General features: G+C 55.2%; 17 protein-coding genes and 1 riboswitch. Of the genes, 11 read left to right on the top strand and 6 right to left on the bottom strand.

The features are described 5' to 3' along the window. The first annotated feature begins 469 nt into the window (after positions 1 to 469). The 3 genes from ACFX4U_RS17455 to ACFX4U_RS17445 are packed head-to-tail and all read left to right on the top strand — an operon-like array spanning position 470 to position 3628. Positions 470 to 1612, top strand: coding sequence for a slipin family protein (locus tag ACFX4U_RS17455; protein ID WP_313508459.1), 1143 nt, complete (start codon positions 470 to 472; stop codon positions 1610 to 1612). Then, the gene (locus ACFX4U_RS17450) at positions 1602 to 2828 is read left to right on the top strand and encodes an RtcB family protein (protein WP_313508491.1); all 1227 of its coding nucleotides are present in this window, start codon (positions 1602 to 1604) and stop codon (positions 2826 to 2828) included. The genes ACFX4U_RS17455 and ACFX4U_RS17450 overlap by 11 nt, the downstream gene beginning before the upstream one ends. Before the next feature lie 14 nt (positions 2829 to 2842). After that, positions 2843 to 3628, top strand: a complete 786-nt coding sequence (locus ACFX4U_RS17445; RefSeq protein WP_313508461.1) for a nucleotidyltransferase domain-containing protein — start codon at positions 2843 to 2845, stop codon at positions 3626 to 3628. 55 nt (positions 3629 to 3683) lie between these two features. Here the strand turns inward: ACFX4U_RS17445 and lysC are convergent, their stop codons facing one another. Then, positions 3684 to 5033: a lysine-sensitive aspartokinase 3 gene (gene lysC / locus ACFX4U_RS17440; RefSeq protein ID WP_200552009.1), complete on the bottom strand. Its 1350-nt coding sequence runs from the start codon at positions 5031 to 5033 to the stop codon at positions 3684 to 3686. Between the two features lie 91 nt (positions 5034 to 5124). Next, a riboswitch (Lysine riboswitch) is annotated at positions 5125 to 5350 on the bottom strand. 731 nt (positions 5351 to 6081) lie between these two features. Here lysC and pgi point away from each other — a divergent pair. The 5 genes from pgi (at position 6082) to ACFX4U_RS17415 (ending at position 11950) form a co-directional block, all read left to right on the top strand. Continuing rightward, complete coding sequence (gene pgi, locus ACFX4U_RS17435; protein ID WP_131406981.1) at positions 6082 to 7731, top strand: glucose-6-phosphate isomerase; 1650 nt, start codon at positions 6082 to 6084, stop codon at positions 7729 to 7731. Positions 7732 to 8171: 440 nt separating this feature from the next. Then, the gene (gene yjbE, locus ACFX4U_RS17430) at positions 8172 to 8414 is read left to right on the top strand and encodes an exopolysaccharide production protein YjbE (RefSeq protein WP_007372406.1); all 243 of its coding nucleotides are present in this window, start codon (positions 8172 to 8174) and stop codon (positions 8412 to 8414) included. A gap of 64 nt (positions 8415 to 8478) precedes the next feature. Then, positions 8479 to 9114, top strand: a complete 636-nt coding sequence (locus ACFX4U_RS17425; protein ID WP_249880464.1) for a YjbF family lipoprotein — start codon at positions 8479 to 8481, stop codon at positions 9112 to 9114. Continuing rightward, complete coding sequence (locus ACFX4U_RS17420; protein ID WP_313508466.1) at positions 9114 to 9851, top strand: capsule biosynthesis GfcC D2 domain-containing protein; 738 nt, start codon at positions 9114 to 9116, stop codon at positions 9849 to 9851. The genes ACFX4U_RS17425 and ACFX4U_RS17420 overlap by 1 nt, the downstream gene beginning before the upstream one ends. A 2-nt stretch (positions 9852 to 9853) precedes the next feature. Then, positions 9854 to 11950: a YjbH domain-containing protein gene (locus ACFX4U_RS17415; protein WP_305737385.1), complete on the top strand. Its 2097-nt coding sequence runs from the start codon at positions 9854 to 9856 to the stop codon at positions 11948 to 11950. Between the two features lie 223 nt (positions 11951 to 12173). Here ACFX4U_RS17415 and ACFX4U_RS17410 read toward each other — a convergent pair whose 3' ends face one another. Together ACFX4U_RS17410 and ACFX4U_RS17405 are read right to left on the bottom strand one after the other, a co-directional pair. After that, the gene (locus ACFX4U_RS17410) at positions 12174 to 12635 is read right to left on the bottom strand and encodes an acyltransferase (RefSeq protein WP_313508467.1); all 462 of its coding nucleotides are present in this window, start codon (positions 12633 to 12635) and stop codon (positions 12174 to 12176) included. A 9-nt stretch (positions 12636 to 12644) separates the two neighbouring features. Beyond that, the gene (locus tag ACFX4U_RS17405; protein WP_313508469.1) at positions 12645 to 13154 is read right to left on the bottom strand and encodes a GNAT family N-acetyltransferase; all 510 of its coding nucleotides are present in this window, start codon (positions 13152 to 13154) and stop codon (positions 12645 to 12647) included. Between the two features lie 138 nt (positions 13155 to 13292). On the opposite strand from ACFX4U_RS17405, the gene psiE reads away from it, so the two are divergent. Next, positions 13293 to 13703, top strand: coding sequence for a phosphate-starvation-inducible protein PsiE (gene psiE / locus ACFX4U_RS17400; RefSeq protein WP_017459426.1), 411 nt, complete (start codon positions 13293 to 13295; stop codon positions 13701 to 13703). A 357-nt stretch (positions 13704 to 14060) separates the two neighbouring features. On the opposite strand, the gene malG is transcribed toward psiE, so the two are convergent. From malG to malE, 3 genes are all read right to left on the bottom strand, one after another. Next, complete coding sequence (gene malG, locus ACFX4U_RS17395) at positions 14061 to 14951, bottom strand: maltose ABC transporter permease MalG (RefSeq protein WP_017459427.1); 891 nt, start codon at positions 14949 to 14951, stop codon at positions 14061 to 14063. Between the two features lie 14 nt (positions 14952 to 14965). Then, positions 14966 to 16510 (bottom strand): maltose ABC transporter permease MalF, encoded by a 1545-nt coding sequence (malF, locus tag ACFX4U_RS17390; protein WP_313508471.1) that lies wholly within the window; start codon positions 16508 to 16510, stop codon positions 14966 to 14968. Between the two features lie 189 nt (positions 16511 to 16699). Beyond that, the gene (gene malE / locus ACFX4U_RS17385) at positions 16700 to 17890 is read right to left on the bottom strand and encodes a maltose/maltodextrin ABC transporter substrate-binding protein MalE (RefSeq protein ID WP_017459429.1); all 1191 of its coding nucleotides are present in this window, start codon (positions 17888 to 17890) and stop codon (positions 16700 to 16702) included. Positions 17891 to 18260: 370 nt separating this feature from the next. On the opposite strand from malE, the gene malK reads away from it, so the two are divergent. Further along, the gene (gene malK / locus ACFX4U_RS17380; protein WP_017459430.1) at positions 18261 to 19370 is read left to right on the top strand and encodes a maltose/maltodextrin ABC transporter ATP-binding protein MalK; all 1110 of its coding nucleotides are present in this window, start codon (positions 18261 to 18263) and stop codon (positions 19368 to 19370) included. Positions 19371 to 19550: 180 nt separating this feature from the next. Continuing rightward, on the top strand, positions 19551 to 20876 hold the full coding sequence (locus tag ACFX4U_RS17375) for a maltoporin (RefSeq protein WP_313508472.1): 1326 nt from the start codon (positions 19551 to 19553) through the stop codon (positions 20874 to 20876). Positions 20877 to 20970 lie beyond the last annotated feature (94 nt).

Raw genomic sequence — 20970 nt, 5'->3', positions numbered from 1 at the left:
TATCCCATAAGATAAAGATCGATATTAAAAGATAAAAAATAATCATCCTCGCCGCAATGCCATCAAACCATCTGAAAAATAAAATCATTATTTTTCAATTAAATAAAAATTTCATTCGCTTGTTTTGGGTTTTGGCACGCTTCTGGCAATAACTGTTACGTCAGCACGCTGAGTTAGCAGGGGTTACGCACCCCGCCGGCGCACCAGGAACGGCACGAGACGTTTTCCGGGGGGGCGTTCCGTCAGTGGAAAGACATTTGCGAAAAGTCGGTTCTTTTTCGGGTTCGAATCCCGGATTCGCCACCTTATCTATGGAGATAAACAGGTAGTACCCCGGTAGTCGGGCTGTTGACGATTACCTCCCAACGACCGCCGGTAACGGCGCCGGGCGGCAGGCAAAACGGTGTTTCCCCTGCAGTTTCGCCCCTGCATCCGCGGTCGTTAAGGCTAACAATTTAAGGAGAAAGTCATGACCAACAAAATCACAATACGTAAAGGTCAATTAGGTTTACTGGCAAAAGAGGGTGATTACATCCAGGTTCTGGAAACTGGTGAGCATCGCCTGCCGTGGTTCAACAAACCCGACGTGCTGGTGGTGAATACTGATGGCAGCGAAGTGGCTGCCGGTCTGGCGGAGTATTTGCGCCGCTTCCAGCCAGAGTGGGTGGAGCGTTACTGCCTGGTTGCCGATATGTCAGATAACGAGGCCGGTGCGCTTTATCTCAACGGCATGCTGCTGGAGATCCTGCCGCCTTCAACTCGCCGCCTGTACTGGCAAGCGGATGACGCACTGAAACTGGTACGCATGGACACTCGCGATGTGCGGATTCCCACGGAGATCCTGAACGCCGTGGCGCAACCCAAACGCGGCGTGGCGGTAAAAGGTCGCGACGCGATTCTGGCGGTGCAGGTTCCGGCCTGGCACGCGGGTGTTTTAAAAGTGGATGGCGTGACGCAGGCGCTGTTACCGGCAGGATTGAGCGGCTACTGGAAAGTAAACCATCTGGTGGAAGCCGAAGTGGTGGACTTACGCCTGCAAGTGCTGGAAGTGAGCGGCCAGGAGATCCTGACCAAAGATAAAGTCACGTTGCGGCTGAACCTTGCGGCAAACTGGCGTTACACAGATGTGTTAAGTGCCTTTGCCCAACTGAGCAAACCGCTGGATCACCTCTACCGCGAATTGCAGTTTGCCCTGCGCGAAGCGGTGGGTACGCGCACGCTGGATGAGCTGCTGGAAGATAAGCAGGTAATCGATGAGTTAGTGAGCGTTCAGGTGGCGAATCGCATGGCGGCGTTTGGTATTGAAGTGGCGTCGCTGGGGGTGAAAGACATCATTTTGCCGGGTGAGATGAAAACCATTCTGTCGCGCTTAGTCGAAGCGGAAAAATCGGCGCAGGCCAATGTTATCCGCCGTCGTGAAGAGACCGCAGCGACCCGTTCGTTGCTTAACACGGCAAAAGTAATGGAGAGCAACCCGGTGGCGTTGCGGCTTAAAGAGTTAGAAACGCTGGAGCGTGTGGCGGAGCGCATCGATAAGATCTCGGTCTTTGGTGGCCTCGACCAGGTATTGCACGGCCTTGTTAACATCAAAGGAAGTCATGATGCAGCATAACGACTATCAACTGCTGGCGCAGGAGAACAGCGCGCCGGTGAAAATGTGGACGCACGGCGTGCCGGTGGAACCCGAAGCGCGTGAGCAGTTGCTGAACACAGCAAAAATGCCGTTTATCTTCAGGCACCTGGCTGTGATGCCGGATGTGCATCTGGGGAAAGGCTCAACCATCGGCAGCGTTATCCCGACTAAAGGGGCGATTATCCCGGCGGCGGTTGGCGTGGATATCGGCTGCGGCATGATTGCCGTGCGCACTTCACTGCTGGCGGCGGATCTGCCGGATAATCTCGGCGGGCTGCGCAGTGCCATTGAGCAGGCAGTGCCGCACGGACGTTCGGTGAACCGGTCGAAACGTGATAAAGGCGCGTGGGAAAACCCGCCGCAAGAGGTGGATAGCCACTGGGCGTTGCTTGCGCCGCGCTTTAAGCGCCTGACGGATGAATACCCGCGCTTGCGGCAGACCAACAACCATCAACATTTGGGGACGTTGGGAACCGGCAACCACTTTATTGAAGTGTGTCTGGATGAGCAGCAGCGCGTGTGGGTGATGTTGCACAGCGGTTCGCGCGGCGTGGGTAACGCCATCGGTAACGTGTTTATCACCCTGGCGCAGCAGGATATGCAGCAGCATATTGCCAATTTACCGGACCGAAACCTGGCCTATTTCCGGGAAGGCAGCAAGCACTACGACGACTATCTGGAAGCGGTCGAATGGGCGCAGGATTTCGCCCGCCATAACCGTGAAGTGATGATGTCGCGCGTGCTGGCGGCACTGTCGCGCATCGTGACCAAACCGTTTATCACCCAGCAGGAAGCGGTGAATTGCCATCATAACTATGTGCAAAAAGAGACGCACTTTGGTGAAGAGGTGCTGGTGACGCGTAAAGGTGCGGTTTCCGCGCAAAAAGGGCAGATGGGGATTATTCCCGGCTCGATGGGCGCGAAAAGTTTTATCGTGCGTGGGCTGGGAAATGAAGAGAGCTTCTGCTCATGCAGCCACGGGGCAGGGCGCACCATGAGCCGTACGGCGGCGAAAAAACGCTTTACCGTGGAAGATCAAATTCGCGCTACTGCGCATGTGGAGTGCCGTAAAGACAGCGAGGTGATCGATGAGATCCCGATGGCTTACAAAGATATCGACGCGGTGATGGTCGCGCAGGAGTCGCTGGTAGAAGTGGTGCATCCCCTGCGCCAGGTGGTGTGTGTGAAAGGATAAGAAGGATAGTCATAATGGAACCTTTAGGTGTGGATGTCGCCATGCGCGGGCGTGTGCGGCAGGTGTTACACGATGTGGAAAAAACCTACGGCGTGAAAGTGCTTTACGCCTGCGAGTCCGGCAGTCGCGGCTGGGGTTTCGCTTCGCCGGACAGCGATTACGATGTGCGCTTTTTGTATGTGCATCAACCGGACTGGTATCTGCGCGTCGAGCCGCAGCGTGATGTCATCGAATTGCCGATAGACGATGAGCTGGACGTTTGCGGGTGGGAGTGGCGCAAAGCGTTGGGGTTGCTGAAAAGCGCTAACCCGGCCTTAATCGAATGGTTAGATTCCCCGATCGTCTACCAGCAGGATGACGCCACGCTCGCCGCGTTGCGTGTGCAGGTGCCGCACTGGTTTTCGCCGGTCAGAGCGCGCTGGCACTACTATTCGATGGCGAAAAAGAACTTTCGCGGCTATTTGCAGGGCGAACAGGTACGGCTGAAAAAGTACTTTTATGTGCTGCGTCCGCTGCTGGCGGTACGCTGGATAGAAGCGGGCAAAGGGATGCCGCCAATGCGTTTCGCTACGTTGCTGGCGGGCAGCGATCTCGACGCGCCATTACGGGCAGAAATCGATGAACTGCTGGCGTTAAAACAGCGGGCCGGTGAGGCTCAGTATGGTGCGCAACGTCCGCTGCTGCACGCGTTTATCGGCGATGAACTGGCGCGCGGCGAAATCGCGGATGCGCTGCCGGAAAGCCGCAGCGGCAAGGTCAGCGATCTCGATGCGTTGCTGTACCAGACGGTGATGTCATAAAAAAAAGCCCGGTAATTCACCGGGCTTTTTGCTCTCATCCGTAAACGGTCAGGAATTACTCAAACAAGTTGTGATGCAGTTTTTGCACCACCTGTTCGGCCTCTTTTCCGGGTACAAGGAAGCAGAGGTTATGGCTGGATGCGCCGTAGCAAATCATGCGGATATTAAACGGATCCAACACGCCAAACACCTCTTTACCCACGCCGCAGGCTTTTGACAAATCGTTGCCGATAATCGCCACCAGCGCTAAATCTTCTTCCACTTCCACCCGGCACAGAGAAGAAAGCTCGGTCAGTAGCGCCTGGGTTAATAAGGTGTCGCCGGTTGATGTTGAACCGGTGGTGTCCAGCGTCAGCGCCACGCTCACTTCTGAGGTGGTTATCAAATCAACCGAGATACTGTGACGCGCCAGGATGCCAAACACTTCCGCAAGAAAACCGCGTGAGTGCAGCATGTTCAGGCTGTGCAGCGTGAGCAGGGTCTGCTTGCGGCGCAGCGCCAGTGCGCGGAACAGTGGCGGATTGCTGGTGTTATTGCACACCAGCGTGCCACCGGCTTTCGGATCTTTGCTGGAGCCGACAAAAACCGGAATGTCGCTGCGTACTGCGGGCAACAGCGTGGCGGGGTGCAGCACTTTCGCGCCGAATGTCGCCATCTCTGCCGCTTCTTCAAAGGCTATCTCATCAATGCGTTTCGCGGCGGGCACCACGCGCGGGTCGGTGGTGTAAATGCCCGGGACATCGGTCCAGATATCCACGCGTGAGGCATGCAGCGCTTCGCCCAGTAGCGCGGCGGTATAATCGCTGCCGCCGCGGCCAAGCGTGGTGGTGCGGCCTTTGGCTTCGCTACCGATAAAACCCTGGGTTATCACTAACCCTTCATTCAGGCGCGGCGCGAGTTGCTGTCCGGCAAGTTCCGCCAGTGCGGCGACATCCGGCTCAGCGCGGCCAAAACGGTCGCTGGTGCGCATCACTTTGCGCACATCAAACCACTGCGCCTGTACGCTGCGTTCGCGCAGCACTTCCACAAACAGCAGCGTCGACATCAGCTCGCCGTGGCTGACCAGTTCGTCAGTCAGCGCGGTGGATGTCGCCAGCGATGCGGCTTCGGCAAGCGTGGTGATATTTTCCAGCAGGCGTTCAATTTCTTCGCGGATCACCGCCGGGTTCGCCAGGCGTTCCAGAATATCGAACTGAATTTTGCGGATAGCGTCGAGCTTGACGAAACGCTCGCTGGCTTCCAGCCCTTCGGCCAGCGCAACCAGCAAATTGGTTACCCCTGCGGAAGCGGAAAGCACCACCAGACGGACGCTGGTATCGGAAAGCACCACGTCCGCACTGCGGTTCATGGCATCAAAATCGGCAACGCTGGTGCCGCCAAATTTGGCGACAACGAAACTAGTCATAACAACCTCGTGTCAGGGGATTCTCTATTCAGCCATGGCACAAGGAAAGAGCGAAAAACGGGGTGGGCGCAGAGCGATAAACAGCTACGATTTCCCCAGAAGTGCTCCACCTTGTCTGCCCGCTTTGCGTAACGTCTGCGGACATGAAACGTTCGACTGCGAACGCTTCTGGTGACAACCCAGGGGATTCAGCCCCTGTAGCCGATAACGCACGCTGCCAGGCGTTTTGTTATCTCGGCGTTACTCCCCCTCAGGTGTTTTCATCAGCCTGGCGCTTCGAACACCGTGTGCCTGGGTAACGCGCCTCTTCTGGCAATGTTTACCTTCGCCTTTCACGCCGCAACGGCGTTGGCTGCCTTCACTTACCCCGGTCACTTACTTGTGTAAGCTCCCGGGGATGCGCTCAGTTGCCGCCTTGCTGCAACGCGAAATGCTTTGGTAAGGATTACNTGGCTGCCTTCACTTACCCCGGTCACTTACTTGTGTAAGCTCCCGGGGATGCGCTCAGTTGCCGCCTTGCTGCAACGCGAAATGCTTTGGTAAGGATTACCTTCGCCTTCACGCCGCAGCGGTGCTGGCTGCCTTCACTTACCCCGGTCACTTACTTGTGTAAGCTCCCGGGGATGCGCTCAGTTGCCGCCTTGCTGCAACGCGAAATGCTTTGGTAAGGATTACCTTCGCCTTCACGCCGCAGCGGTGCTGACTGCCTTCACTTACCCCGGTCACTGACTTGTGTAAGTTCCCGGGGATGCGCTCAGTTGCCGCCTTGCTGCAACGCGAAAAGCTCTGGTAATACAAACCCGCGCATGCGCGGGTAGTGCGTTTATAAATAAAGGGTTAGCGGGCATGCTGTCAACGCCGGGATTATGCGGATTTTTCATGCTGCATTGGTCGTCAGTAAAATGACTTATGTTGTGCTCAAATTCGGCGATTTTTGGTCGTTATTCGCCCGCGTGTACGGTGAGCCGGCACAAAAACCATCACAATTTTCGCCGGCAGGCGCTACAATCGACGGCAGTCACAATTCTCAAATCAGAAGAGTATTGCTATGAAAAACATCAATCCAACGCAGACATCTGCCTGGCAGGCATTACAGAAACACTACGCTGACATGAAGGACGTCACTATCGCGGATCTGTTCGCGAAAGAGGGCGACCGCTTTAGCAAATTCTCCGCAACCTTCGACGACCTGATGCTGGTGGATTTCTCCAAAAACCGCATCACGCAAGAGACGCTGGACAAACTGCTGGCGCTGGCCAAAGAGACCGATCTGGCAGGTGCGATCAAATCCATGTTCTCTGGCGAAAAAATCAACCGTACCGAAGATCGCGCCGTGCTGCATGTCGCGCTGCGTAACCGTAGCAATACGCCGATTGTGGTGGATGGCAAAGATGTGATGCCGGAAGTCAACGCGGTGCTGGAGAAGATGAAAGCCTTCTCTGAAGCGATCATCTCAGGTAGCTGGAAAGGGTACACCGGAAAACCGATTACCGACGTGGTGAACATCGGTATCGGCGGTTCCGACCTCGGCCCGTTTATGGTGACCGAAGCGCTGCGTCCGTACAAAAACCATCTGAACATGCATTTCGTCTCTAACGTCGATGGTACGCACATCGCCGAAGTACTGAAAAAAGTGAACCCGGAAACCACGCTGTTCCTCGTAGCGTCTAAAACCTTCACCACCCAGGAAACCATGACCAACGCCCACAGTGCGCGCGACTGGTTCCTGAAAACTGCGGGTGACAACAAACACGTGGCGAAACACTTCGCAGCGCTCTCTACCAATGCGAAAGCGGTGGGCGAGTTCGGCATCGACACCGCTAACATGTTTGAGTTCTGGGATTGGGTTGGCGGCCGCTACTCTCTGTGGTCGGCGATTGGCCTGTCTATCATCCTCTCCGTGGGTTACGACAACTTTGTTGAGCTGCTCTCCGGCGCGCACGCGATGGACAAGCACTTCTCCACTACCGAGCTTGATAAAAACCTGCCGGTGCTGCTGGCGCTGATCGGTATCTGGTACAACAACTTCTTCGGCGCTGAAACCGAAGCGATTCTGCCGTATGACCAGTACATGCACCGTTTTGCCGCTTACTTCCAGCAGGGCAACATGGAGTCCAACGGTAAATATGTTGACCGTAACGGCAACGCGGTGGATTACCAGACTGGCCCGATCATCTGGGGTGAGCCGGGCACCAACGGTCAGCACGCGTTCTATCAGCTGATTCACCAGGGTACCAAAATGGTTCCGTGTGATTTCATCGCGCCGGCTATCACCCATAACGCGCTTTCCGATCATCACCAGAAACTGCTGTCGAACTTCTTTGCCCAAACTGAAGCACTGGCGTTCGGTAAATCCCGCGACGTGGTCGAGCAGGAATATCGCGATCAGGGTAAAGACCCGGCAACGCTTAATCACGTTGTGCCGTTCAAAGTGTTTGAAGGCAACCGCCCGACTAACTCTATTCTGCTGCGCGAAATCACCCCGTTTAGCCTGGGCGCGCTGATTGCGCTGTACGAGCACAAAATCTTCACTCAGGGCGCAATCCTTAACATCTTCACTTTCGATCAGTGGGGCGTGGAGCTGGGTAAACAGCTGGCGAACCGCATTCTGCCGGAACTGGGCGATGACAAATCCATCTCCAGCCACGACAGCTCAACCAATGGTCTGATCAACCGCTACAAATCCTGGCGCGGTTAAGCCACATAAGCGTCGCTTCGGCGGCGCTTTTTTTTACCGATTATATTTATTCCAGTATGCATATATTGCGCGAGGGGTTCGCCCGATATATATAAGCAATTCCGATATCGATATTTTAAAGCTAAATTACGGGGATTATTCCTGGTTCGCTGTTTCTATATCTATCATCAGGTTTATCTGAAAAACGCGACAGGCGGATAAGTGGTTGCTATAAATTTTAGGACTAGCCTTATTGTGTCAATATTTTGTCATTATTTAATTGTTTGAAATATATCTAATTTTTTAGTTTTGCCTTCTCTTTTTAAATGCCTGATACCAATTTTCCGAAAACGTTCCCCGCTATTTCCCGATGCGTAAACCCTCTGCTTTAGTTGTGTATACTCGATATCGCCTGAATTCTTTCAGGTAAATCTCCATTCATTCAATGAAGGGAAATTGATATGAAAAAAGTCCTGTATGGCATTTTTGCCATATCCGCGCTTGCGGCGACTTCTGCTTTTGCTGCACCGGTGCAAATTGGTGAAGCGGCAGGGTCGGCAGCGACCTCTGTTTCTGCGGGTAGCTCCGCAGCAACGAGCGTTAGCACCGTAGGGTCCGCGGTGGGTGTCGCGCTGGCGGCAACCGGTGGCGGTGATGGCTCCAACACGGGAACCACGACCACCACGACCACAAGTACCCAGTAATAGCGGGTACATTAACTATAACCACACTTCGGTGTGGTTATTTCGCCCCTTTCGGAGAAGAGTCGTGAAGCGACCTGGTATCATCTTGATTTGCCTGCTCCTTCAGGCATGTTCAGGCCCCATCAAAGGCCTCGGGAATTCACTCTGGAACAGCGTATTTGGCACGCCGGGCGTGCAGCTCACGGATGAAGAAATCCTCAATATGCCGTATGCCAGCCAGTACATGCAGCTCAACAACGGCCCACAACTGTTTGTGGTGCTCGCTTTCGCCGAAAACGGGCAGCAAAAATGGGTGACGCAGGATCAGTCCACGATCGTCACGCAAAACTATCGCATCGTGAAAACGCATCTGCCTGGCGACAACCTGCTGGATGTTAATAACCTGGCGGCAGATCCGCTGGCGAAACCGAACCAGATTGTCGATGGCGCGAGCTGGACACGCTTAATGGGCTGGACGGAACACAAACAGGTGCGCTACGCCACTGCCCGTTCTGTCTTCCGCTGGAATGGCACCGACACGGTGAAACTGGCGAGCGACGTCACCGCAGTACGTATTCTCGATGAAGAGGTCACTACCGATCAGAAACGCTGGCGCAACCGCTATTGGGTGGATGAACAAGGGGTTATCCGGCAATCCGAGCAGTATCTTGGCGCGGACTGGTTCCCGGTGAAAACCACCCTGATTAAGGCGGCGAAATAATGAAAAAACGCGCTCTTCTTCCGCTGTTAGCCAGCCTCGCTTCCCCGCTGGCGTTCGCCGTCGGCACGGTTGATGTCTACACCGAGGGCGATAGCAAACCGAAAACCTTAACCAATGCCGCACACCTGGTGGATTTGGTCGGGCAGCCCCGTCTGGCGAATAGCTGGTGGCCTGGTGCTGTGGTCAGCGAACGTCAGGCGACGGTTGCCGAGCAGGCACGCCATCAGGCACTTCTTGCGCGGCTTGCCGCGCTTGCCGCCGATGAGAGTGGGAATAGCGCTGCGGCGATCAACGCGCTGCGTCAGCAGTTGCAGGCGATGAAGGTCACCGGCCGACAAATCGTTGAGCTGGACCCGGATTACTTGCGTACCCACCGCCTCGCCAACCGGCCTTTAGAAGGGCAATACACTTTATGGGTTGGCTCGCAGCCGACCACCATCACCGTGATTGGGCTTATCAGCAGCCCGGGCAAAAAAGTGTTCACGCCGGGACGCGATGTGGTGAGCTACCTGGATGAGATGAGCCTGCTGAGCGGCGCGGAACGCAGCTATGCCTGGGTGATTTACCCCAACGGCAAAACGCAAAAGGTACCGGTTGGCTACTGGAACCGACGCCACGTGGAGCCGATGCCCGGCAGCGTGATTTTTGTCGGTTTCGCACCGGGTTTGTGGAGCAACGAGTATGACGAGCTGAATGCCGACATTCTTCAGTCCCTGACGCATCGGATACCGGAATAATAATGAAAAAATCGTTTGTCATTAGCCTGTTGGCGCTGGGAATTAGCGCCGCCTGTCACGCAGAATCATACCCGGAACCGATTGGCCCATCGCAGTCGGATTTCGGCGGCGTCGGCCTGCTGCAAACGCCCACTGCGCGGATGTCGCGCGAGGGTGAACTGAGCTTTAACTACCGCGATAACAATCAGTACCGCTACTACTCCGGTTCGGTGCAGCTCTTCCCGTGGCTGGAAACAACGCTGCGCTACACCGATGTGCGGACGCGGAAGTACAGTTCGGTAGAAGCCTTCTCTGGCAATCAGTCCTACAAAGATAAAGCCTTCGATTTAAAACTGCGCCTGTGGCAAGAAGGCTACTGGCTGCCGGAAGTTTCCGTGGGTGCGCGCGATATTGGCGGCACCGGGCTGTTTGACGGCGAATATCTGGTGGCGAGCAAAGCCTGGGGGCCGTTCGATTTCTCGCTGGGTATCGGTTGGGGCTACCTTGGCACCAGCGGCAATATCAAAAACCCGCTCTGCTCCTATGACGAGAAATATTGTACGCGCGATACCAGTTACAAAGCCGCAGGCTCTACGGATACCAGCCAGATGTTCCGTGGCCCGACCGCGTTGTTTGGCGGGGTGGAATACCAGACGCCGTGGAACCCGCTGCGCCTGAAACTTGAGTATGAAGGGAACAACTACCAGCAGGACTTCGCCGGTAAGCTGCCGCAGCGCAGCAAGGTCAACGTTGGCGCGATTTACCGCGTCACCGACTGGGCGGACATCAACCTGAGCTATGAGCGCGGGAATACCTGGATGTTCGGCTTTACCCTGCGTAACAACTTCAACGATCTGCGCCCGTCGTATAACGACAACGCGCGGCCAAAATATCAGCCACAGCCGCAAGATGCGATCCTCCAGCATTCGGTGGTGGCGAATCAGCTGACCTTACTGAAATACAACGCCGGGCTTACCGATCCGCAAATTCAGGTGAAAGGTGACACGCTGTATGTCACCGGCGAGCAGGTGAAATACCGTAATACCCAGGAAGGGGTTGAGCGCGCGAATCGCATTGTGATGAATGACTTGCCGGACGGCATTCGCACTATCCGCGTGACGGAAAACCGTCTCAACATGCCGGTCGTCACCACCGAGACGGATGTTGCCAGCCTGAAGCGCCATCTTGAAGGCGAACCGCTGGGGCAGGATACGGAACTGGTGCAAAAACGCGAAACGCCTATCGTGCCGGACAAACCGGAACAGGGTTGGTATATCGATAAATCCTCGTTCGATTTCCACATCGATCCGGTGCTTAACCAGTCATTCGGCGGGCCGGAAGCTTTCTACATGTACCAGCTTGGCGTGATGGCGACTGCCGACTGGTGGCTAACGGATCACCTGCTGACCACCGGTAGCCTGTTTGGCAATCTGACCAATAACTACGACAAGTTTAACTACACCAACCCGCCGAAAGACACCGCCCTGCCGCGTGTGCGTACCCGCGTGCGTGAATATGTGCAGAACGATATTTACGTCAACAACATGCAGGCGAACTACTTCCAGTATCTGGGCAATAACTTCTATGGCCAGGTGTATGCCGGGTATCTGGAAACCATGTACGGCGGTGCCGGTGCCGAGCTGTTGTGGCGTCCGGTTGATAGCCACTGGGCGTTTGGCATTGATGGCAACTATGTGAAACAGCGTGACTGGCGCAGTGCGCAGGACATGATGAAATTCACCGATTACAGCGTGAAAACCGGCCACTTCACCGCTTACTGGACGCCGTGGTTCGCCGAAAATGTGCTGGTGAAAGCGAGTGTTGGTCAATATCTGGCGGGCGATAAAGGCGTCACGCTGGATGTGTCGAAGCACTTCGACAGCGGGATTGTGGTGGGCGCGTATGCCACCAAAACCAACGTTTCAGCCGCGCAGTACGGGGAAGGGGACTTCACCAAAGGGGTCTACATTTCGGTTCCGCTGGATCTGTTCAGCACCGGTCCGACCCGCAGCCGCGCTGGCGTTGGCTGGACGCCGCTGACGCGTGACGGTGGTCAGATGCTGGGCCGTAAGTTCGAGCTTTACAACATGACCAACGATAAGACGGTCAACTTCCAGTAAACCTTTTCTCTCCCCGTCTGGGGAGAGAATGGCCGTAAGGCCCGTCTTTCTCCATCTTCAACCCTATCTCTCTCCCCGTGTGGGGAGAGAGTGGCCGCAAGGTCTGTCTTTCTCCATCTTCAACCCTGTTTCTCTCCCCGTGTGGGGAGAGAGTAGCCGCAAGGTCTGTCTTTCTTCATCGCCCGGCACATTTCTCTCCCCATCCGGGGAGGGAGAGTTGCATTTATAACCGGCGCAACAGCCGCGCAGGATTTCCCGCATACACCCCTTTCTCGCTGATCGATTTGGTCACCACGCTGCCCGCGCCTATCACGCAGCCATCGGCAATAGTCACTGCCAGAATCGTTGCGCCGCTACCAATCGACACGTCATTACCAATCACGATGCGCCCCCAGTGGTTGCTGTCCGGGTCCGGTTTGCCATCGCGAAACATATCGTTGGCAAACATCACGCCGTGACCGATAAAGCAGCGCTCACCAATGGTGACATATTCGCAAATAAAGCTGTGCGACTGGATTTTCGAACCTTTCCCGACCTGGGTGTGCCCCTGGATTTCGACAAACGGGCCGACAAATACATCGTCCGCCAGCGTGCAGTCGTATAAATTGGCGGGTTCATAAATCACCACGTTGTCGCCGTAGGTCACATTGCGTACGGCGGTTTGGCGCAAAGAAGCGCTTGTCATCATCCCTCCTTAAAGCGATTTGCCCAGAATATGCAGCGTACTTTGCTGCGACGCGGTACTGAATGTTGTGTCTTTGAGATGCGTGAACCCCTGGCGAAGATAAAAACGCTGCGCGTTCGGGTTGGCGTCCAGCACTTCCAGCCAGATAAACCTCTCTCCGCGCTGTTGCGCCAGGCGTTCTATTTCTGCCAGCAGTCGCTCGCCGTAGCCTTTCCCCGTTTCGCCCGGTAGCAGATAGAGTTTATGCAGCAGCGTACCCGCCGGGCCATGTTCGTCGGCCGCGCTGTGCCAGGAGACTTTGGCGAAACCGACAGGCGCGGCATTCTGCGCGATAAACCAGCCGCCCGCTTCGCTTTGCAGGCTCTGTTCGATTACTGCCGGGGAATACTCCTGGCGGAGAAATGCCTCCAGTTCGGCCGGTTCGCGCCACAGAGGGGCAAAATGATGGCGATAACTGGCGTAGCCCATTTCACTCAATAACGCGGCGTCCGCGATTTCAGCCTTACGTACGATAAGCATGCTCTTTTTCGTCTCCTGCGTGGACATGTCTGTGCAACATGTCATCACGCGGTGTCACAAAATATAAGCAAATAATGTAGATCCAGATCACATTTTTGGGATATACAAAGTGTTGTTCACCAGCAATGAGGTGCCGCTATGACATCGCTAACTCGTCCTCGGGTTGAGTTTATTTCGACCATATTGCAGACCGTGCTGAATCTTGGTCTGTTGAGCCTCGGTCTGATTTTGATTGTCTTTCTGGGCAAAGAGACACTGCATCTGGCGGATGTGCTGTTCGCGCCGGTGCAAACCAGCAAATATGAGCTGGTGGAAGGGCTGGTGGTTTACTTTCTCTATTTCGAATTTATCGCCCTGATTGTGAAGTACTTTCAGTCCGGGTTTCACTTCCCGCTGCGCTACTTTATCTACATCGGCATTACCGCGATTGTGCGGTTGATCATTGTCGATCACCAGTCACCAATGGATGTTCTGATCTACTCGGCGGCGATCCTGTTGCTGGTGATCACACTGTGGTTGTGTAACTCGCAACGGCTGAGGCGCGAATAAAAAACTGCATAACAGGTGGCATTGTTTGCGCCCCGGATGGGGCGTACTAAAAGCTTTAATAAAAATCTCTGCCCGTTCTGAACAAGGTAAAAGCCAAAGCCTGTTGCTGAATGCCTCCACAAGAGGTGGTGTTCAAATGGGCATAAAAAAAGGGCGATCCGAGGATCGCCAATGACTTCACAAGTTGGGTGATACAAGTTGAGGGTGCAGTGGCAACGCCGGTCATCTTTCAGGTGATCGCTGCGTTGGCTTCCTTTACTCACCCCGGTCACTGACTTCAGTCAGCTTCCGGGGATTCATATAGTTGCCGCCGTGCTCTCATCCGAAATATGTAGGGCGTAATAACAACAATGAAATTTAACCTTTCACACCGCCTGCGGTCAGGCCGTTAACCAGCCAACGCTGCGCAAGCAGGAAGACAACCGTAATGGGGATCGCGGACAGCACCGCCGCGGCGGCAAAATCGCCCCACAGGTAGTTTTGCGGGTTGAGATATTGCTGCATCCCGACCGCCAGCGTGTAACTGTTGACATCGCGTAGCAGCAGCGAGGCAACCGGTACTTCGGTAATGGCGGCGATAAACGACAGAATAAACACCACCGCCAGAATCGGCACCGAAAGCGGCAGCAGCACTAAACGGAACGCCTGCCATGGTGTTGCGCCATCCAGCGAGGCGGCCTCTTCCAGCGAACCGTCGATCGTTTCGAAATAACCTTTGATCGTCCACACATGCAGCGCGATCCCGCCCATATAAGCGAAGATCACCCCGCCGTGCGTATTCAGGCCGATAAACGGCACGTACTGGCCGAGCCGGTCAAACAATGCGTACAGCGCCACCAGCGACAGCACCGCCGGGAACATCTGGAAAATCAGCATCCCTTTCAGCAATGTCGCTTTGCCGCGAAAGCGCATGCGGGCAAAGGCGTACGCAGAAGTGGTGGAGAGCGCCACAATGCCGACTGCGGTGATCACGGCGATTTTCACCGAGTTCCACAGCCACAGCAGCACCGGGAACGGCGGCGGCGTGACGCGGCCATCGGCGTGTTCGACGCTAAAGCCCAGCGCGAGGCGCCAGTGTTCCCACGAAATATTTTCCGGAATCAAACTGCCGGTGGCGAAGTTACCTTCACGCAGCGAAATGGCGACCACCATCAGCAGCGGGAACATAATCGCGGCAATAAACACCAGCAGTAACAAATGGGTGATAAACAGCCGCAGCTTTTGCGATTTCGCCTGCACCATAGCCATAATTTTCGTCCTCCTTAATCGAATTTCATGCGCGTAGCTTTCAGGTTGACGATAGCCAACGCACCTACCAGCAGGAAAATCAGCGTGGCGATAGCGGCAGCGAGCCCAAAGTCCTGACCACCGCCGCCTTCGAAGGCGATGCGATAGGTGTAGCTCACCAGCAAGTCGGTATAACCGGCCGGCGTGGTGGTGCCGATGCGATCCGGGCCGCCGTTGGTCAGCAGTTGGATCAGCACGAAGTTGTTAAAGTTAAAGGCGAAGCTGGCAATCATCAGCGGCGTCAGCGGCTTGATCAGCAGCGGGAAGGTGATGCGGAAAAAGTTTTGCAGCGGCCCGGCACCGTCCATGGCCGATGCTTCATACAGATCGTCGGGGATCGCTTTCAACAGCCCCATGCACAGGATCATCATGTACGGATAACCGAGCCAGGTGTTGACGATCACGATCATCGAGCGAGCGGTTGCGGGATCGCTAAACCACGCCGGTTTAATGCCAAACAGTGCGCTCAGCATCATGTTGATCTCGCCAAAGCTCTGATTAAACAGCCCTTTGAAGATCAAAATGGAGATAAACGACGGTACGGCATACGGCAGAATTAACAGCACGCGATAAATCGCTTTGCCTTTGAGGGATTCCCACTGTACGACGCAGGCCAGCACCATGCCTACGGCAACGGTCAGAACCACGGTCAGCACCGAGAACACCACCGTCCAGATAAAGATCTCAATGAACGGTTTTTGAATGCCTTCATCAGTAAAGACGCGAGTGAAGTTACCCCAGCCGATAGTCACGGTATAGCCGGGGCTGAGCTTTTCGTTACCCCAACTGCCATCGGCGTTAATCGCCTGGAAGTAGCCGATATCATTGTTCGGGCGGTATTTCACGCCGCTCTGGTTGTTGAGCAGCGTGCCGTCCTGTTCAAGCTGATACAGCGGGCGCGTACCGGAGAACTGACGCAGCGAACTCATTGCCACTTTGCTGCCATCCGGCAGGAGGGCGGTCAGTTGGTTCAGCGCCTGGCGGTTTTGCGTGATGATGCGCAGATTGGCGCGCTCGCCAGCGGGCAGGGCGTCAGCCTCTTTTAATGTCAGTTGTTGCTCACCGCCGGGTTTGAACGCATCGGAAACGTAATTTTTGCCGCCGTCGCCGTCGGTCAGCGCCAGTCGCCACGCGTCACCTTCCGGGTAAAGCCCAAAGTTATACGCTTTGCCTGCCTGGTAGGAACGATCGAGCAGCACCTGCTGCGCGCGCTCCTGTGTGAGCTGGTTGGTGCTGCTGTAGTTGGTAAATGCGATGGCGATGGTACAAATCAGCGGGAACAGGACAAACAGCCCCATACCGGCCACGCCGGGGTAAACATAGCGCCAGGCGTATGCCTTGCGATTGGCGAAAATATAGAGGCCCGCCGAGCTGAGGACGAGCGTAGTAATGGCGAAAAGGTATTCCCCCTGGGCATACATCATAACGACAAGGTAAGCCACCAACAGGCCAACAACGGTGATGGCCGCCCATGCGAGTTGCGGGCTTTGCCACCAGTGGCGTTTTCTTCTTACATCCATGGGGATTTCCTCTCTACTCGACACCCTTCACGCTGCCGCTTTGTTGGCTGCGGTTGCGCACGCTGGTCGCTTACTTTTGTAAGCGCTCCGGGGTACACACCGTTGCCGCCGTGAGGTGCGTGAAAGATGCCGCGTATACAACATGTCCAATTCGCCTTATCCCCATCCGGGGATAAGGCATTCACATTTTTACTTGGTAATACGACCCTGGGCGTCTTTCAGCGCGGCGTCGACGGTCTGGCGATCGCTAACAGCGTTGATAACCGCGGTGCGTGTGGCGTACCAGAAGGCAGCCATTTGCGGGATGTTCGGCATAATTTCACCGGTTTTCGCGTTATCCATGGTCGCGGCGATGCGCGGGTCTTTCGCTAACTGATCCTGATAGGATTTCAGCGCGACCGCACCCAGCGGTTTGTCCTTGTTAACGTCTGCCAGACCTTGATCGGTCAGCAGGTAGTTTTCGAGGAACTCTTTCGCCAGCTCTTTGTTCGGGCTGGCAGCGTTGATGCCTGCGCTCAGCACGCCAACGAACGGTTTAGAAGGCTTACCTTTAAAGGTTGGCAGCAGCGCGACGCCGTAGTTGATTTTGCTCTTATCAATGTTGGCCCACGCCCACGGACCATTGATGGTCATCGCGGTTTCACCTTTGTTGAACGCCGCTTCCGCAATTGAGTAATCCGTGTCGGCATTCATGTGTTTGTCTTTAATCAGCTTCACAAGGAAACCGAGACCGGCTTTCGCGCCTGCGTTATCAACGCCGACATCTTTCACGTCATATTTGCCGTTTTCAAACTTGAAGGCGTAACCGCCGTCGGCGGCAATCAGTGGCCAGGTGAAGTACGGTTCTTGCAGGTTGAACATCAACGCGCTCTTACCTTTCGCTTTCAGCTGTTTATCCAGCGCCGGGATCTCTTCCCAGGTTTTCGGCGGGTTCGGCACGAGGTCTTTGTTGTAAATCAGTGATAAAGATTCGACGGCAATCGGGTAGGCAATCAGCTTGCCGTTGTAACGCACCGCGTCCCAGGTGAAGGGGAACAGCTTGTCCTGGAAGGCTTTATCCGGGGTGACTTCCGCCAGAAGACCGGATTGCGCATAGCCGCCAAAGCGGTCGTGCGCCCAGAAAATAATGTCCGGGCCGTCGCCGGTTGCCGCAACCTGCGGGAATTTCTCTTCCAGTTTATCCGGGTGTTCTACGGTAACTTTAATGCCGGTGTCTTTCTCAAATTTCTTACCCACTTCGGCAAGGCCGTTATAGCCTTTGTCGCCGTTGATCCAAATGACCAGCTTACCTTCTTCGATTTTGGCGAGGGCAGAGGCGGAAAACATCATCGTCGCCACTGCGGACAAAGCGAGGATGCGTGCGCCTGTTTTGATTTTCATATATCCCGTCCTTTAGGTGATGTGCTCGTGGATACGCTCAAGGTAGTTCGACGGGATTAGTCTCCTTTTTTGACAAGCGCTTCTCATCCTCCTTGACCCTACGCCCCTGCGGTGATTTGTGTGATCTCTGTTACAGAGATTTGCATTATGTGTGTGAGCGCACATAAAAAAGCGCCGATTTTTGCAGAGTCCATCACGAAAATGCCCGCCGCCCGCCCATCCAGGGGGCAGAGCCGTTGTTCTCATCCTCCCGCCTCCTCCCCCACAAAAAACCAGGGGGGTGGAGGATTCGCCCGCTGAATCGATGCTCCATAGTCAGCCCACGTTGAATGTTTCTGTTGGTGACAGGTTGTAACGAAGGGAGAAGGGCATGGCGAGCGTACAGCTGCGTAATGTAACGAAAGCCTGGGGCGATGTGGTGGTGTCGAAAGACATCAGTCTCGACATCCACGAAGGAGAATTCGTGGTGTTTGTCGGCCCGTCAGGCTGTGGTAAATCGACGCTGCTGCGCATGATTGCCGGGCTGGAAACCATCACCAGCGGGGATTTGCTGATTGGCGATACCCGCATGAATGAGGTTCCTCCCGCAGAACGCGGCGTTGGCATGGTGTTTCAGTCCTACGCGCTCTATCCGCATTTGTCGGTTGCGGAAAATATGTCTTTCGGCCTGAAGTTAGCGGGCGCGAAAAAAGAGATGATCAAATCGCGCGTCACGCAAGTCGCGGAAGTGCTGCAACTGGCGCATTTACTGGATCGCAAACCGAAAGCGCTCTCTGGCGGTCAGCGCCAGCGCGTGGCAATTGGTCGTACCCTGGTGGCTGAACCCCGCGTTTTCTTGCTTGATGAACCTCTCTCCAACCTTGATGCCGCCCTGCGTGTGCAAATGCGTATTGAGATCTCCCGTCTGCACAAACGCCTTGGTCGCACGATGATTTACGTCACTCACGATCAGGTGGAAGCGATGACGCTGGCCGACAAAATCGTGGTGCTTGATGCCGGGCGCGTGGCGCAGGTGGGCAAACCGCTGGAGCTGTATCACTACCCGGCAGACCGTTTTGTCGCCGGTTTTATCGGCTCGCCGAAGATGAACTTCCTGCCGGTAAAAGTGACCGCCACCGCCATTGAACAGGTGCAGGTTGAGCTACCTAACCGCCAGCGCGTGTGGCTGCCGGTGGACAGTGCCAATGTACAAGTCGGCGCGAATATGTCTTTGGGCATCCGCCCGGAGCATCTGCTGCCCAGCGACATCGCCGATGTCACGCTGGAGGGCGAAGTTCAGGTCGTCGAACAGCTTGGTCACGAAACACAAATTCATATCCAGATCCCTGCAATACGCCAGAACCTGGTCTACCGCCAGACTGACGTGGTGCTGGTAGAAGAGGGTGCCACATTCGCCATCGGCTTACCGCCGGAGCGTTGCCATCTGTTCCGTGAAGATGGCACCGCCTGCCGCCGGTTACATAAAGAGCCGGGCGTTTAAGCGTACCCCACAAAGCGTTTACACAAAGCCATTCGCATTATGTCGAGGCGGCAACGTAATGACTCTCCGGCAGCGTACAAAAGTACCTGACCGGGATTCATGACGGCAGCCAATAAAGAGATAGCGCGAAGGGGGATGTGTAAAAAAAAGAAAAGCAAAGCAAGCTCAGGAGATAGAACGATGATTACTCTGCGCAAACTTCCACTGGCTCTCGCCATCGCGGCAGGCGTACTGTCTGCACAGGCGGGTGCTGTTGATTTCAAAGGTTACGCCCGTTCGGGGATTGGCTGGACCGGCAGCGGCGGCGAGCAGCAATGCTTCCAGGCCACCGGTGCGGATGCCAAATACCGTCTTGGTAACGAGTGCGAAACCTATGCGGAAATTAAATTAGGCCAGGAGGTCTGGAAAGATGCGGATAAAAGCTTCTATTTTGACTCTAACATCGCCTATAAAACCGCACAGCTGAACGACTGGGAAAACGACAACGTACCAGCGGTTCGCGAATTTAACGTAGTGGGTAAAAACCTGATCGACTCCCTGCCAGGCGCCAACATCTGGGCCGGTAAGCGTTTCTATCAGCGCCATGACGTACATATGATCGACTTCTACTACTGGGATATTTCCGGCCCGGGTGCAGGTATTGAAAATATTGACGTTGGCATCGGTAAACTCTCTCTGGCCGCAACCCGTTCTTCTGAGCTGGGTGGTTCTTCTGCCTTTGGCGATCGCGACTCGACCACCGGTCTGCGCACTTACAACCATGCCGTGCCGAATGATGTCTTCGATGTGCGTTTAGCACAGTTGGCTACCAACCCGAACGGTGTGCTGGAACTGGGCGTTGACTACGGTCACACCAACATTCCTGACGACTATTACCTGGAGCCGGGCGCATCGAAAGATGGCTGGATGTTCACCGCTGAACATACCCAGAGCATGATGAAGGGTTACAACAAGTTCGTGGTGCAGTACGCCACCGACGCGATGATCTCGCAGGGTAAAGGCCAGGCTCGCGGCGGCGCTGTGGATAACGACGGTCACCTGATCCGCGTACTGGATCACGGTGCTATCAACCTCGCTGAGAAGTGGGACCTGATGTATGTCGGTATGTACCAGGATACCGATCGCGATAACAAACGCGGCAACACCTGGTACACCGTGGGCGTACGTCCGATGTACAAATGGACGCCGATCATGAGCACGTTGATGGAAGTAGGCTACGACAACGTCAAATCCCAGCAAACGGGCGATCGCAACAGTCAGTACAAAATCACCCTGGCGCAACAGTGGCAGGCGGGCGACAGCATCTGGTCTCGTCCGGCAATCCGCGTTTTCGCTACCTACGCCAAGTGGGATGAGAAATGGGGTTACGTTAAAACGGACGCCGATGGCAACACCTCTTCCCTGGCTGCGAGCAATGGCGCGACTACACCGTTTGGCTTTGGCACCAATAGTCGTGGTAACGACGACGAGTGGACCTTCGGCGCCCAGATGGAAATCTGGTGGTAATGCTTAAACACCCGCTGTAATGACCAAATGAGGGGCGCAAGCCCCTCAATCTTAGGTGACGCGCGCTATTGCCTGGCCAACGCTCACCGCGCAA

This window comes from Kosakonia sp. YIM B13588 (assembly GCF_042788165.1).
Classification (GTDB): Bacteria; Pseudomonadota; Gammaproteobacteria; order Enterobacterales; family Enterobacteriaceae; genus Kosakonia; species Kosakonia sacchari.
This window is presented reverse-complemented; position numbering and strand designations above follow the sequence as displayed.

Coding starts and splice junctions, on each gene's coding strand:
- ACFX4U_RS17455 (WP_313508459.1), top strand. CDS start 470: ATGACCAACAAAATCACAATACGTAAAGGTCAATTAGGTTTACTGGCA.
- ACFX4U_RS17450 (WP_313508491.1), top strand. CDS start 1,602: ATGCAGCATAACGACTATCAACTGCTGGCGCAGGAGAACAGCGCGCCG.
- ACFX4U_RS17445 (WP_313508461.1), top strand. CDS start 2,843: ATGGAACCTTTAGGTGTGGATGTCGCCATGCGCGGGCGTGTGCGGCAG.
- lysC (WP_200552009.1), bottom strand. CDS start 5,033: ATGACTAGTTTCGTTGTCGCCAAATTTGGCGGCACCAGCGTTGCCGAT.
- pgi (WP_131406981.1), top strand. CDS start 6,082: ATGAAAAACATCAATCCAACGCAGACATCTGCCTGGCAGGCATTACAG.
- yjbE (WP_007372406.1), top strand. CDS start 8,172: ATGAAAAAAGTCCTGTATGGCATTTTTGCCATATCCGCGCTTGCGGCG.
- ACFX4U_RS17420 (WP_313508466.1), top strand. CDS start 9,114: ATGAAAAAACGCGCTCTTCTTCCGCTGTTAGCCAGCCTCGCTTCCCCG.
- ACFX4U_RS17415 (WP_305737385.1), top strand. CDS start 9,854: ATGAAAAAATCGTTTGTCATTAGCCTGTTGGCGCTGGGAATTAGCGCC.
- ACFX4U_RS17410 (WP_313508467.1), bottom strand. CDS start 12,635: ATGACAAGCGCTTCTTTGCGCCAAACCGCCGTACGCAATGTGACCTAC.
- ACFX4U_RS17405 (WP_313508469.1), bottom strand. CDS start 13,154: ATGCTTATCGTACGTAAGGCTGAAATCGCGGACGCCGCGTTATTGAGT.
- psiE (WP_017459426.1), top strand. CDS start 13,293: ATGACATCGCTAACTCGTCCTCGGGTTGAGTTTATTTCGACCATATTG.
- malG (WP_017459427.1), bottom strand. CDS start 14,951: ATGGCTATGGTGCAGGCGAAATCGCAAAAGCTGCGGCTGTTTATCACC.
- malF (WP_313508471.1), bottom strand. CDS start 16,510: ATGGATGTAAGAAGAAAACGCCACTGGTGGCAAAGCCCGCAACTCGCA.
- malE (WP_017459429.1), bottom strand. CDS start 17,890: ATGAAAATCAAAACAGGCGCACGCATCCTCGCTTTGTCCGCAGTGGCG.
- malK (WP_017459430.1), top strand. CDS start 18,261: ATGGCGAGCGTACAGCTGCGTAATGTAACGAAAGCCTGGGGCGATGTG.
- ACFX4U_RS17375 (WP_313508472.1), top strand. CDS start 19,551: ATGATTACTCTGCGCAAACTTCCACTGGCTCTCGCCATCGCGGCAGGC.